Origin of the sequence: Erwinia pyri, from assembly GCF_030758455.1 — a bacterium.
Taxonomy (GTDB): Bacteria; Pseudomonadota; Gammaproteobacteria; order Enterobacterales; family Enterobacteriaceae; genus Erwinia; species Erwinia pyri.
On record NZ_CP132353.1, the window covers coordinates 2076721 to 2090057 of the forward strand.

Consider the following 13337-nt stretch of genomic DNA (forward strand, 5'->3'; position numbering starts at 1 on the left):
GTAATTACTGATAAATCTCTGCAGTAGCATGCATGCGGTTATTACCTGTGGTTGAGGTAATCCGGAATGATTTAGCGCCTGCGGCATCAGCTTTAGCAGCCAGTTGAGATTCCAGTGAAGACAGATTGCTACCTGTAGCACTTACCACGCCTACCTGCTGCTGGTTCATCGGTTCCTGAGTCACGCTATCGGCCGCAAAACTGGCAAACGAGACAGAGGTCAGTGCGAGGGCTGCAAGGATCATTTTTAAGTTTTTCATGGTTCAGATTCTCTCTTAATTCGGTTAAGTTGATGATTGCGTCGTTATTAGTTAACGATCGATAACTAAATGGTATTCCTGGCCCGGACATTCGTCAACAGCATTTTGTTATCGATCGTTAATTTAATAGCTATCACATTGATTTTTAAAATTTTATAATACGAAAAAAAATTAAAACCTCGCCTGAAATCTGCGCTTGCCCCCTTTAACTCTTTTTGCTTCAGGAATGTGATAAAGAGACTCGACATCGCAGCCTGAATGTTTTTATAATGATCGGTAATTTAATCAGCTAGTGCTGTGTCAACAGAGAGGACTTATGACTGATCAGGACATCTGCACACGTAAGGGCCGGGGACGGCCAAAAACGTTTAACCGCGAAGCTGCCCTGGATAAGGCGCTTGAGCTCTTCTGGCAACATGGCTATGAAGCCACATCCCTGTCAGATCTGGTCGAGGCGACGGGCGCTAAAGCCCCAACGCTCTATGCAGAATTTACCAATAAAGAGGGACTGTTCCGCGCAGCCGTAGACAGATATACGGAGAAGTTTGCCGATCAACGGCAGGCGGCTTTAGCCTGTCCGGAGAACAGCGTTGAAAAAGGGGTAGAAAACTACTTTCGTTCAACCGCAGCCTGTTTTACCGACGGACAGAAACCAGCCGGCTGTTTCTTTATCTGTACTTCTACGGCGCTTTCAGCCGACTCTGCGGAGGTGGCGGATATGCTTAAAGCCCGCCACACCAGCCAGGAGAGCCATCTCCATCACTTCTTGCTTGCCCGTCAGGCTGCTGGCGAACTTGATGCAGAAACGAATATTGCCGCGCTTGCAGCCTATCTTGGTTGCCTGCTGCAGGGCATGTCGGTGCGCGCACGGGAAGGGGCAAGCCGGGAAGAACTGGATAGCATTATCGACACGCTTATGCTGCAATGGCCTGCATTAAGCCGGATCGGCTCTCATTAAGTCCAGCAACATTAAAAGAGGAGTCACCATGACAATTGAATATGCAACCATCGCCGGAGGCTGTTTCTGGTGTACTGAAGCGGTCTTCAAACAAATTAACGGTGTGGTCTCGGTAGAAAGTGGTTATATCGGCGGCCATACGGCTAATCCCACTTACCGCCAGGTTTGTGAGGGCGATACGGGCCATGCTGAAGCGATCCGCCTGGGCTTTGATCCTGAAAAGGTGAGCTACGGTGACCTGCTGGATATCAGCTTTGCCACACACGATCCGACCCAGCTTAACCGCCAGGGTAACGATATCGGGACTCAGTATCGTTCCGCTATTTTCCCCGCTGATGATGCTCAGGCAGAAGAAGCCAGGGCCGCTATCGTGCGGGCGCAGGAAGATCACACCAGCCCCATTGTGACCACCATTGAAGGGCCAGCGGAGTGGTATCCGGCCGAAGATTATCACCAGAATTACTGGGAAGGCGAAGGGCAGCAGAACCGTTACTGCCTGGCAGTTATTCCCCCTAAACTGCAAAAACTGCATAAACGCTATGCGGACCGTACTAAAGCGTAAGCTTGTACGTGCAGGCAGATCGGAGAACGGGCGCAAGGCCCGTTCTTTTACAGCTGTTTACTCCTGAGACGTACCCCCACCAGCAATGCCGCCGTCAGCAGTAGAGTGATAAAAGCGGTAATCCCCTGCCAGCCTAACTGATGCCAGAAGACCCCGCCCACCGTCCCGGCCACGCTGGAACCCAGATAATAACTGAACAGATAGAGTGAACTGGCCTGGCCCTTAGCCCTTCTGGCACGCGGGCCGATCCAGCCGCTGGCCACCGTATGCCCGGCAAAAAAGCCGGCGGTAAACAGCATCATACCTGGCAGGATCAGCCAGACGGAGCTGAACAGCGTCATCAGCACGCCCACGATCATCATACCAATCGCAAACAGCAGCACCGGGGCACGACCAAACTTAGCCGTCATCAAACCCGCTTTTGGCGAACTCCATGAGCCGGTGAGATAGACCACTGAAAGCAGGCCGACAATGGCCTGACTCATAAAGTAAGGCGGTGCCAGCAGGCGATAGCCGATGTAATTAAACAGCGTGACAAAGGCACCCATCAGCAGAAATCCCTGCGCAAACAGTAGCGGAAGACCGTTATCGCGCCAGTGCAGCCTGAAATTAATCAGCAGACTGTGGGGTTTCAAGGAGGCGGGACGGAAATGGCGCGAAGGCGGCAGGATTTTCCAGAACATCAGGGCAGAGGCGAGAGCGAAACAGCCGATGACCGTTACAGCCACACGCCATGAGCTGAAATCGGTGATCACGCCGCTTAGCAGCCTGCCGCTCATTCCGCCGATAGAGTTACCGCTGATATAGAGTCCCATCGAGAAGGCGATGACTCCGGGGTGCATCTCCTCACTGAGATAGGTCATGCCCACCGCAGCCACGCCGCTTAGCGACAAGCCGATAAGCGCCCGCATAATCAGGATCCCATGCCAGCTGGTCATGACGGCTGAAAGCAGCGTACAGCATGCGGCCAGAAGCAGCGCGGTCACCATCACGGATTTCCGCCCGACGGCATCAGAGAGCGGCCCCGTCACCAGTAAACCCAGCGCCAGCAGCACGGTAGAGAGCGAGAGCGAAAGGCTGCTGGCGGCCGGTGAAACCCCAAATTCATGCGACAGCACGGGCATAATGGGCTGTACGCAATAGAGAAGGGCGAAGGTAGCCAATCCGGCTGAAAACAGGGCCAGCGTCACGCGCACGTATTGCGGAGTACCGCGCTCGATATATTCACTATCGGGAGCAGGTTGCTGATTATGCTTAACGCGATCGTCCAGCGTCGCAGAAGATGATAAGCGATTCACTGCAAATCCTTTCAGGAAGTTAAATCATCATTTACTGTAATAAGCGCTCAGTATGATGTCTAATCTATTAATAATCTTAAATGAGACTTTAAAGATATGAATATTGAGCTGCGCCATCTGCGCTATTTTATTGCCGTAGCGGAAGAGCTCCATTTTGGCCGGGCGGCACAGCGTCTTAACATCTCCCAACCTCCGCTCAGCCAGCAGATCCAGATCCTTGAACAGCAGATCGGTGCACGACTCTTCGCCCGCACCAACCGAAGTGTTCAACTTACCGCAGCAGGTCTGCAGTTTCTTAATGATGCCAGGCAGATTATGCAGAGCGTAACGCAGGCTGCGGATAAAGCCGCCCGTCTGCACCGGGGAGAAGAGGGCGAGCTGCGGATTGGTTTTACCTCCTCCGCTCCCTTTATTACCGCCGTATCGGATGCCCTGTTCACTTTCCGTCAACGTCATCCGGGCGTCCATATTCAGATGCAGGAGATCAATACGCGTCAGCAGCTTGACCCCCTGAATGAGGGCCGGCTGGATCTGGGGGTGATGAGAAATACGCCGCTGCCGGAAACGCTTGCCCATCAGCTGATGCTGCGTGAACCGCTCTGTGCGGTTTTGCCACGCGATCATCGCCTGGCGGGTAAATCTGCAATCTCAGTCACGGAGCTGGCGCAGGAACCCTTTGTCTTTTTTGACCCGCAGGTCGGCACGGCGCTCTATAGCGAAACGCTCGCTCTTCTTCAGCGTTACGCTATTGCGCCTAATATTGCGCAGGAAGTGGGAGAGGCGATGACCATTCTTGGGCTGGTCGCCACGGGGTTAGGCATTTCAATTCTTCCTGCCTCCTTCAGCCGTATTCGTCTGGATGATGTCCGCTGGGTAGCGTTGAAAGAGCAGGATGCCTGGTCCGAAGTCTGGCTGGTCTGGTCGCGGCGGCGCGAGACCACTGCGATCACAGAACAGATGAAAACCCTGCTGCTGGCGTCAACCGTTGGCGGTTTAACCGGCAGCTGAGGCACTTTTATGTGCTGTAAATCACATTCCGAATCAAATATTTGACGGCATCCGTGAAGTGTTTCACCATGCAGATATGCTTTATTTTGAAGCGTGAAAATAACCAGGAGCAGGGTGTGATAGTGGACGGCCAGCCAGGCCATATTGACCAGATCAAACAGACCAATGCAGGGGCCGTTTATCGCCTGATTGACCGTTGTGGTCCCATTTCGCGCATCGAACTGTCTAAAAAAGCGCAGCTCGCCCCCGCCAGCATTACCAAAATTGTGCGTGAGATGCTGGAAGCGCATCTGGTACAGGAAACCGAGTTTCAGGAACCGGGAAGCCGCGGACGGCCTGCCGTTGGTTTGATCCTCGACACCAAAGCCTGGCACTACCTCTCGGTGAGTATTGGCCACGGCGATATCCTGCTGGCTTTACGCGACTTAAGCAATCAACTGGTTACTGAAGAGAGCTGCCCGCTGCCCGTGACGGAGAGCGAGCCGCTGTTAAACAGGATCATCGCAGAAATTGACGCTTTTTTTATCCGCCATCAAAAGAAGCTGGAGCGCCTTACGGCGATAGCCATTACGCTGCCCGGCATTTTAAACGCCCGCAGCGGCATCGTTCACCGCATGCCTTTTTATCACGTCACCGATATGCCTCTCGGACCAGAGCTTGAGAAACGCACCGGACTACCGGTCTATATCCAGCATGATGTCTCTGCCTGGACGCTGGCCGAGTCGCTTTTTGGTGCTTCGCAGCAGGCCAGAGACGTCATTCAGGTCGTGATCGATCATCAGGTGGGCGCTGGCGTGATCACCAGTGGAAAGCTGTTGCATAACGGCAGTAGTACGCTGGTAGAGATCGGCCATACGCAGGTCGATCCTCAGGGTAAGCAGTGCTACTGCGGCAATCACGGCTGCCTGGAAACGGTTGCCAGTAGCGATAGTCTGTTAGAGCTGGCCGAACAACGCCTGCGAACGGGTGAAGCAAGCAGCCTGCAGGGGCAGCCTCTGAGCATTGACCGGCTGTGCAAAGCGGCAATGCAGGACGATGCGCTGGCAAAAGAGCTGATAGCGGGCGTTGGGCAGAGCGTAGGGCGGATCGTCGCCATCATGGTTAATCTCTTTAATCCACAAAAAATTCTGATTGGTTCGCCGCTTAATCAGGCCCAGTCAATTCTGTTCCCCGCCATCGCTGACGCGATTCATCGTCAGGCCTTACCTGCTTACAGCCAGCAGATTGAAGTTGAGCCTGCGTATTTCCATCAGGTTGGAACAATGCGGGGCGCGGCCCTGGTTAAGGATGCGCTTTATGATGGCACCTTGCTGGTAAAGCTGCTGCAGGGATAAATATTCGCACTTAGTGAAAAAATGTTGCGCTAACGCAAACCGATCTCATCTCGCCTGACCTACCATGCCTGCTCTGACAGTTAATGAAATTTAATTGATTGGCCAAACGGGGCCGATGGAGAGGGCATATTGAAGCAGTTATTTGTCACTGGCACCGATACCGAGGTGGGGAAAACAGTGGTCAGCCGTGCGCTTTTGCAGAAACTGACAGAAGGCAATAAACTCACCGTGGGCTACAAGCCTGTAGCCAAAAGCAGCCAGCAAACGGAGGAGGGGCCGCGTAATAAAGATGCGCTGATTTTACAATCTTCCTCTTCATTGCAGCTACCCTATGCCGCGATCAATCCGGTCACAGCACTGGATGATGAGCTCAGCACCAGCCGCGATACCGCTATCGATTACTCCACGCTGAGCGCCGGTCTGCGATCGCTGGCAGCGCAGGCAGATTATGTGGTTGTTGAGGGAACGGGTGGCTGGCGAAGCCTGATGAACGATCTCAGACCGTTGTCGGAATGGGCTGTTGAAGAGAAGCTTCCGGTAGTGATGGTGGTAGGGATCAAGCTCGGTTGCCTGAGCCATGCGTTACTGACCGCGGAAGCTATCCAGAATGATGGCCTGCCGCTGTTGGGCTGGGTTGCCAACCGCATCAACCCTGGCCTGGCACACTATGCCGAGATCATTAGCGTGCTGAGCAGCAAAATTCAGGCGCCGTTGCTGGGTGAGCTACCCTATTTACCGCGTGCCGAAACGCGGGATCTGGCAAAATATCTGGATCTGAGTGCGCTGAAATTGTGATAGCCCGGTTAGCTGCAAAGCCTGCCGATGAATGTATTACATCGACGAGCTTAACAGACACACTATTAGCAGCCAGCGGCTAATCACCGCTGGCTGGATCGTTAAGCCAGATTCAGTACCCGGCGGGTACGGCCTGAACTCAGATAATCTGCAATATAGTCCTGCGAAATTTCTCCGCTGTACCGGCCTTCTTCATCCACAATTGGCATCCAGACCAGATTGTGCTCATAGAGCTTTGACAGCACAACGCGCAGGTTCTCTTCCGCGCGTCCGGTTACGGTAAATTTGTTCAGCATATCGGCACAGTGACCTGACGCGCCGCGAGCCTCACGACGTTTCACAAAGCCGAGCGGTTTGCCATCATCATCCACTACCGTAATTGAGCGCATATCGTTATCGTCCATCATGCCGAATGCCTCAGAGAGCGGGGTGCTTTTCCTGACGGTGATGGTGGGTTGCTGGTCAGTTACGTCACCCGCCTGGACTAACAGCAGTCGCTTCAGGGTACGGTCCTGGCCGACGAAAGATCCGACAAACTCGTTAGCTGGTTTTGCCAGAAGCTCATCCGGGCTGGCGCACTGCACGATTTTACCCTGGCCAAATACCGCAATGCGGTCACCCAGCTTCAGCGCTTCATCAATGTCGTGGCTGACCAGCATCACGGTTTTCTTCAGCTGTCGTTGCATATCCAGGAATTCATTCTGGATCGCTTCACGGTTGATCGGGTCGACCGCGCCAAAAGGTTCATCCATCAGTAAAACCGGTGGATCGGCAGCCAGGGCGCGGATCACGCCGATACGCTGCTGCTGGCCGCCAGACAACTCGCGGGGGTAGCGATGCAGGAAGTTTTTGGGATCCAGCGCAACCATACTCATCAGCTCACTGGCGCGATCGCGGCAACGTTTCTTGTCCCAACCCAGCATCCGGGGCACCACGGTAATGTTCTCCTCGATGGTCATATTCGGGAACAGACCAATCTGCTGAATAACATAACCTATGTTCCGGCGGAGGGTAACAGTATCCAGTCCGCTGGTATCTTCACCGTTGATCAGAATCTTACCGCTGGTCGAGGGGATCAGGCGGTTGATCATCTTGAGAGTGGTCGATTTGCCGCAGCCGGAAGGGCCGAGCAGCACGCACATTTCGCCTTCCGGCACGTTAAGGCTGACGTTGTCTACGGCGTTAAAAGTGTTGCCGTTTTTCTGGCTAAAAGTTTTGGTGAGGTTTTCCAGTTTTATCATTATCGAATCCCCTTCGGAGTCAGCGCCAGCTGCAGGCGGTGCAGCAGCCAGTCGAGAATAATTGCCAGCAGGCAGATCATCAGCGCGCCTGCAATCAGCATGCGGATATCGCTGCCGCTGATACCATCCAGCAGCAGCAGGCCCAGTCCGCCGGCACCAATCACGGCGGCAATGGCCATTACGCCTACGTTCATCACTACTGCGGTACGAATGCCGCCAAAAATCACCGGCAGCGCCATCGGGATCTCAACCCAGCGCAAACGCTGTGAGAAAGTCATACCAATCCCGCGACCCGCTTCGCGAAGTCCCGGTGGAATATTCTCCAGTGCCGTATGGGTGTTGCGCACGATAGGGAGCAGCGAGTAGAGGAACACTGCGGTTACCGCAGGCAACACTCCAATCCCCTGGCCCACCAGCGAAAACAGCGGGATCATCAGGCCAAACAGTGCAATGGAAGGGATGGTGAGCACAATGGTCGCCAGGCCGAGGACCGGTGTCGCCAGCCATTTATAACGAACGATAACAATCCCCAGCGGCACGCCGATGACGATCGCCATGCCCACAGCCAGCGCCACAAGCCAGAGATGCTGGAAGGTCAGTGTGGCCAGATAGCTCCAGTTATCAATAATATAGTGAAGGGTGTCCATAGGGTCTCCTCAGATCAAACCTTTAGATTTCAGGAAATCACTTGCCACCTTCTGCGGAGACTGATGATCGATATCAACGCGTTTGTTCATTTCGGTAATCGCATCATCGGTGATCAGTGGCGACAGGCTGTTAAGCGCTTCGGCCAAGCCGGGATGTGAATCGAGCGTGGCCTGGGTCACTACCGGCGTAACGGCATAGCTTGGGAAGAAACCTTTATCATCTTTCAGGATTTTCAGATCGAAACCCTTCACGCGGCCATCGGTGGTGTAGACCAGCCCGGCATCCACAAAACCATCCCGGATAGCGTTATAAACCAGTCCGGGATCCATCTGCCGGATCTGCGGCCGATCCAGCGGCATGTTATAGGCTTTCTGCAACGGCTTCATACCGTCTGAACGTCCGGCAAACTCCAGATCCAGGCCCAGCATCCAGTTATGGTCCGGGTCGTTTTTGCGGATATCTTCAATTTTGGCCACCAGCTGTGACATCGTTTCAATGTGCTCTACATCAGCACGTTTACGCTGCATAGCGAACGCATAGGTATTATTCATCGGCGCGGGATTGAGCCAGACCAGACCCAGTTTGGCATCCAGTTTTTTCACCGTGTTATAGGCCTCTTCAGACGACATTGGCTTATTGATATGGTTGAAAATAATCAGCGAGGTGCCGGTGTACTCCCAGGTCATATCAATCTGCTTGTTGATCATCGCATTACGGCCAATAGTGGTGGCAATATTGGTTTTGGGCTCTACCTGGAACCCTTTTTTACGAAGATACTGCGTGGTCAGGGCAGAGAGAATGTGCTGCTCGGTAAAGCTTTTGGTTGCCATTCTGATCGGTTCGGCCGCTGCGGTAGCGCTCATCGCCAGCGTGGCTCCCAGCGCCAGCGCGGTATATCTGACCCAACGGGTCATTGAGAAGGCCTTAGCCATGATTCACTCCTGATTATTCTTATACGGCCGTGTGAGGGCTTAAAATACGGCCCAGGCCAGCCAGCAGCATATCGAGGATCAGCGCAAATAACGCTGTTGCTGCGGCGCCAAGGATTAGCGTAGGGAAGTCATTAAGGTAAATGCCGGGGAAGATCAGCTCGCCATAGCTGCTGGCGCCAATCAGAAACGCCAGCGGCGCGGTGCCGACGTTAATAGCTGTTGCCACGCGAATGCCGGAAAGCATAACCGGCCAGGCGTTGGGTAGTTCGACCTGGCGTAACCGCTGGCCTTTAGTCATGCCGATGCCCTTAGCCGCTTCAGTCAGAGAAGCAGGTACCGAGCAGAGACCGGAGTAGGTGTTACGGACAATTGGCAGTAAGGAAGCCAGGAACAGCGCGATAATGGCAGGACGATCGCCGATCCCCAGTACCACCATCGCCAGCGCCAGTACGGCAAGCGGCGGAAGAGTATTACCGACGTTGAAGATCTGCATGACATATTCAGCCCATTTGCGGGCGAAAGGGCGGCTGAGGAGGATCCCGCTGGGAATACCGACCAGCAGGGCGAAGAGCATTGACCAGAACACCAGCAGCATATGTTGCTGACCAAGGTAAAGCAGATCGACCTTACGGGCTTTAATCGTCTCAATCCCAAGGCCGTAAACCAGCAGGCCAATGACGACAGCGATAAAGATCACGGCGAGTAGAGCGCGCCGGAGCAGAGTATGATGTTGCATGAATCCCATTCTCCCTGACAATCCCAAAGGGATAGTGCTAATTAACAATCTGGCCATTTCAGTGCGCAAAAGAGGCGCGTTGCCAGAAAACGTCTTACTTTCTCAAAACCAGACAGATGAGCTGAAAAAGTGTGACGTTTAACGCTTTTTGTTGATAAAGGGTCTGAAAGCGCCTTCAATCTATAGCAGCCTTGAACAGGTAATGCCAAGTTTAAGGCTTAAAATCAGAGGCATAGTTTTGATGAACAGGGCGCTCAAACCCTTACCGGTACTGGCCTGAGTTCAATGAAAATATTTTATCGATCAAAAAGTGACACCGTCACAATTAGTGCTCAGTAAAAAGCACTTTTCGGAAACTGTTGCCCCCATTCCAGGCCAGAATAAAGGAAGCTTACTCAAGGAGACTTATGTCTGATACAGCTCAACACCAGGTGACGCATCGCCACTGGATCCTGGTTGCCGCTATGCTGGCGATGTTTATGGCGGCCATTGAGGTGACCATCGTCGCTACGGCGATGCCGACCATTATTGCTGAGCTCGGTGGGTTTTCGCAGTTTGGCTGGGTTTTTTCCATCTACTTGCTGACCCAGGCAGTAAGCGTGCCTGTTTATGGCCGTCTGGCAGATTTGTGGGGCAGAAAGCGAGTCTTTTTCATCGGCACCTCGCTGTTCCTGGCAGGCTCTGTTCTTTGCGGCTTTGCCACTAACATGGCCTGGCTTATTCTGTTCAGGGCTTTCCAGGGACTTGGCGCCGGGGCGATCATGCCACTGACTTCCACCATCATCGCCGACGTCTATCCCCCTAAAGAGCGCGCCAGCATTCAGGGCTGGCTCTCCAGCGTCTGGGGCATAGCCGCTATAACCGGCCCGTTAACGGGCGCGTGGATTGTGCAGCACTTCAACTGGGCGCTGATCTTCTGGGTCAACGTGCCCATTGGGATTGTCTCCATGCTGATGCTGGCCCGCTGGTTCCCTGAATCCCACAATGAGAAGGCGCAAAAGCTGAACCTGGCGGGTAGCGCCTGGCTGATGCTGACCGTCAGCGCGTTGCTGACTGCGTTATTACAGGCGGAATCACTGGGTTACTGGGCTTTCGTGCTGATTGCGGTGGCTTTGTTGGCGGGAATAGCGCTGTTGCGCCATGAAAAAGGGGCCGATGAACCGCTCTTTCCGATGGCGATCTGGCGCAGCCGTACGCTGGTGGCAGGCAACGCCGGCAATCTGGTTATCGGCGCTGCCATGATGGGGATCAGCGCCTTTTTACCTACCTGGATCCAGGGCGTAAACGGCGGAACGCCGCTCCAGGCGGGGAGCGCGCTAGCAATGATGTCCATTGGCTGGCCGCTGGCCAGTACCCTGAGCGGACGGCTGATGCAAAAAACATCCTACCGTTTTACTGCCCAAACAGGGGCCGTACTGCTGATTCTGGGAACCTCATTACTGTTAACCCTGCACAGCAGCAGCTCGGTTCTGCATGCCGCACTCTCTGCTTTTGTTATTGGCACTGGCATGGGAATGACCAGTACTACCTTCCTGATTGCCGTGCAGAATACGGCAGAGTTCTCTATCCGGGGTATTTGCACCGCATCCATTATGTTCAGCCGTATGCTGGGTTCAGCGCTGGGAACGGCAGTGATGGGGGCAGTACTGAATTACAATCTGATGGTTCGCCTGCCGGGGCATGACGATCCGGTACAGCAGATCATGTCCCAGCCGCAGCGCGATGCGCTCGGTCAGGGGGTGCTGCATTCTATGGTGAATGAAGTCGCGCATTCACTGCACTGGGTTTTTGTGGTATCGGTAGGGATCGCCGTGGCCAGCCTGCTGATCGCTCGCTGGGTTCCTGCAACCAAGCCGCATTAAAAGTGGTGGGCAGGAACGGGTGATCGCAATAAAGCTCCATCAAAAGGGCCGGAATAGAATAAGGCATGCGCAAACAAAAATGCAGAAAGGACCAACTGGCAGGATGAAACATGGGGGCGAGAACCACCCCCATGTTTATCAGGAGGCAGGGGCATCCTGAGAGGTTCCGGTGCTGGCCGGGACAGATTCGCTCTCTGAACCGTTGCGCTTATAAACGATTTTTTGCGTATCGTTCGCGCAGTGCCCAACAACCTGTCCACCCGCCTGATCGACCTGATCATTTGGCACAACATCCAAGGTAAAATCACCGGCGGCAACGCCGTTATTAATGATTTTCTGATTAATGTCCGCTTTTACCGTCTCGCAGGAGGCCTGTACGGCCAGCGGCGCGGCGATCATCACTGCGGCTAACATCCACGAATACTGTTTCATCCTGTCATCCCTCTGTTTACTGGAGCTGTTTGCTTCGGGCTAACTATAGCAGTTCTTATCGATCAGGGAGCAACCGGACGGCCAGTACGACGGTCGAGGCAGCGGAGGGTGTTCGGTTCCCAGTAAGCATTAACGTTAAGGCTCTGGTCGCAGGCGTCACGGGTATCAACGGCGCGGTCTGCTTTATCAAAGTTCTTTTCAACGCGCGTGTTTACTTTACTGCGTAGCCGGTGAGTTTCATCCCACTGCTCTTTCTCCTGACGCGCCTGCTCGTTACTTAATGCGTTATCGCCATCCTGAATAATTAAGCGATCGGTTTTGGCCTGAGCACTCTGCTGTATGCTGAACAGGGCGCCAAAAAGCACCAGCGGCAGAGCGGCCTTGCTCAGATGTTTTTGCCATTGTTTCATCGACATTTCCTGATTTCCTCTGTTTTCGCTATTCTTGAAGGCTCATACGTCCAGTAGTGAGTATATCATCTGCCGGAAATGTGTAACCAGTGAGCCGCCCCTTCGTTTATCTTTCTGAGAGTAAGTTCATGCTGTTTTTCAAGACCACCTTGCTGTTTTTCCTCACGGCCATCGCCGAGATTGTAGGCTGTTTTCTGCCCTGGTTATGGCTCAAAAAGAGCGGCAGCATAATCCTGTTAATTCCTGCGGCATGCAGTCTGGCCTTATTTGTCTGGCTGCTTACGTTGCATCCGGCAGCCAGCGGCAGAGTTTACGCGGCCTACGGCGGTGTTTATGTGGTCACGGCATTAATCTGGCTGCGGTTTGTGGATGGCGTGAAGCTCACGCATTACGACTGGCTGGGTGCTACCGTAGCGTTTTGCGGCATGCTGATCATTGTTGCCGGGTGGGGAAGGGCTTAGCGATAAAAAGGGCACTTTGTCTGAAGGTTTGGGGCCAGGTCAGGGAGAGCGGGCTGAACACAAAAACGCCGTGAACCCTTCCGTGGGGGCTGCGAAGCGGCGTCCATGCCGCTTAGCTTTTGCTTATCAGCCCGCTCTCCCTTCCCCTCAGCACCAGTGTTTTCTGTTAGAGAAAAACAAACCAACTTCCAAATCCAGCATCAAATCTGGTTTTGACCTGTGTGAACGTCGAAATCAAAGACAACACCGCATGTTCTGGGTGGCACCATAGGGCACGTTAGCCGAGTGTATGCCGCAGGGATGCGGCATCCAAGCCCCCATGGACGGGTTCACGGCGCCTCGGATAACGTGCCCTATGGTGACGCCTTGCCACCGTACCCGGTTTTGACCTGTGCGAGCAC

At 53.8% G+C, this 13337-nt stretch carries 15 protein-coding genes; 7 read left to right on the top strand and 8 right to left on the bottom strand.

The window, feature by feature from the left end; translation table 11 throughout:
* Positions 1–4 precede the first annotated feature (4 nt).
* Entirely contained in the window at positions 5–259 is a 255-nt protein-coding gene (bhsA, locus tag Q3V30_RS09650; RefSeq protein ID WP_306212761.1) for a multiple stress resistance protein BhsA, read from the bottom strand.
* A gap of 316 nt (positions 260–575) precedes the next feature.
* Between bhsA and Q3V30_RS09655 the strand changes: the two genes are divergently transcribed.
* Positions 576–1217 (top strand): TetR/AcrR family transcriptional regulator, encoded by a 642-nt coding sequence (locus tag Q3V30_RS09655; protein WP_306212762.1) that lies wholly within the window; start codon positions 576–578, stop codon positions 1215–1217.
* Positions 1218–1245: 28 nt separating this feature from the next.
* The gene (gene msrA / locus Q3V30_RS09660) at positions 1246–1779 is read left to right on the top strand and encodes a peptide-methionine (S)-S-oxide reductase MsrA (RefSeq protein ID WP_306212763.1); all 534 of its coding nucleotides are present in this window, start codon (positions 1246–1248) and stop codon (positions 1777–1779) included.
* Positions 1780–1826: 47 nt separating this feature from the next.
* Here msrA and Q3V30_RS09665 read toward each other — a convergent pair whose 3' ends face one another.
* Positions 1827–3092 (bottom strand): MFS transporter, encoded by a 1266-nt coding sequence (locus tag Q3V30_RS09665; protein WP_428979256.1) that lies wholly within the window; start codon positions 3090–3092, stop codon positions 1827–1829.
* An 81-nt stretch (positions 3093–3173) separates the two neighbouring features.
* Between Q3V30_RS09665 and Q3V30_RS09670 the strand changes: the two genes are divergently transcribed.
* The 3 genes from Q3V30_RS09670 to bioD all read left to right on the top strand — a co-directional run bounded on the left by Q3V30_RS09670 (position 3174) and on the right by bioD (position 6214).
* Positions 3174–4085 carry a LysR family transcriptional regulator gene (locus Q3V30_RS09670; RefSeq protein WP_306212764.1) on the top strand — a complete coding sequence of 304 codons (912 nt, stop codon included), beginning with the start codon at positions 3174–3176 and terminating at the stop codon, positions 4083–4085.
* Positions 4086–4153: 68 nt separating this feature from the next.
* Complete coding sequence (mlc, locus tag Q3V30_RS09675) at positions 4154–5419, top strand: sugar metabolism global transcriptional regulator Mlc (protein ID WP_428979245.1); 1266 nt, start codon at positions 4154–4156, stop codon at positions 5417–5419.
* A gap of 126 nt (positions 5420–5545) precedes the next feature.
* Positions 5546–6214, top strand: a complete 669-nt coding sequence (gene bioD, locus Q3V30_RS09680) for a dethiobiotin synthase (RefSeq protein WP_306213160.1) — start codon at positions 5546–5548, stop codon at positions 6212–6214.
* Between the two features lie 101 nt (positions 6215–6315).
* Here the strand turns inward: bioD and osmV are convergent, their stop codons facing one another.
* Genes osmV through osmY form a run of 4 tightly spaced genes read right to left on the bottom strand, consistent with a single transcriptional unit; the run spans position 6316 to position 9771 of the window.
* The gene (gene osmV, locus Q3V30_RS09685) at positions 6316–7455 is read right to left on the bottom strand and encodes an osmoprotectant ABC transporter ATP-binding protein OsmV (RefSeq protein ID WP_306212766.1); all 1140 of its coding nucleotides are present in this window, start codon (positions 7453–7455) and stop codon (positions 6316–6318) included.
* Positions 7455–8102: an osmoprotectant ABC transporter permease OsmW gene (gene osmW, locus Q3V30_RS09690; protein WP_306212767.1), complete on the bottom strand. Its 648-nt coding sequence runs from the start codon at positions 8100–8102 to the stop codon at positions 7455–7457. The genes osmV and osmW overlap by 1 nt, the downstream gene beginning before the upstream one ends.
* 9 nt (positions 8103–8111) lie before the next feature.
* Entirely contained in the window at positions 8112–9017 is a 906-nt protein-coding gene (locus Q3V30_RS09695; protein WP_428979257.1) for a glycine betaine ABC transporter substrate-binding protein, read from the bottom strand.
* Between the two features lie 37 nt (positions 9018–9054).
* Entirely contained in the window at positions 9055–9771 is a 717-nt protein-coding gene (gene osmY, locus Q3V30_RS09700; RefSeq protein WP_306212768.1) for an osmoprotectant ABC transporter permease OsmY, read from the bottom strand.
* 407 nt (positions 9772–10178) lie between these two features.
* Between osmY and Q3V30_RS09705 the strand changes: the two genes are divergently transcribed.
* Positions 10179–11633 carry an MDR family MFS transporter gene (locus tag Q3V30_RS09705; RefSeq protein WP_306212769.1) on the top strand — a complete coding sequence of 485 codons (1455 nt, stop codon included), beginning with the start codon at positions 10179–10181 and terminating at the stop codon, positions 11631–11633.
* A gap of 138 nt (positions 11634–11771) precedes the next feature.
* On the opposite strand, the gene Q3V30_RS09710 is transcribed toward Q3V30_RS09705, so the two are convergent.
* Positions 11772–12065 carry a DUF1161 domain-containing protein gene (locus tag Q3V30_RS09710; protein WP_306212770.1) on the bottom strand — a complete coding sequence of 98 codons (294 nt, stop codon included), beginning with the start codon at positions 12063–12065 and terminating at the stop codon, positions 11772–11774.
* A gap of 62 nt (positions 12066–12127) precedes the next feature.
* Positions 12128–12475, bottom strand: coding sequence for a DUF1283 family protein (locus tag Q3V30_RS09715; RefSeq protein ID WP_306212771.1), 348 nt, complete (start codon positions 12473–12475; stop codon positions 12128–12130).
* A 128-nt stretch (positions 12476–12603) separates the two neighbouring features.
* On the opposite strand from Q3V30_RS09715, the gene Q3V30_RS09720 reads away from it, so the two are divergent.
* Complete coding sequence (locus Q3V30_RS09720; protein ID WP_306212772.1) at positions 12604–12936, top strand: YnfA family protein; 333 nt, start codon at positions 12604–12606, stop codon at positions 12934–12936.
* Positions 12937–13337: the final 401 nt, after the last annotated feature.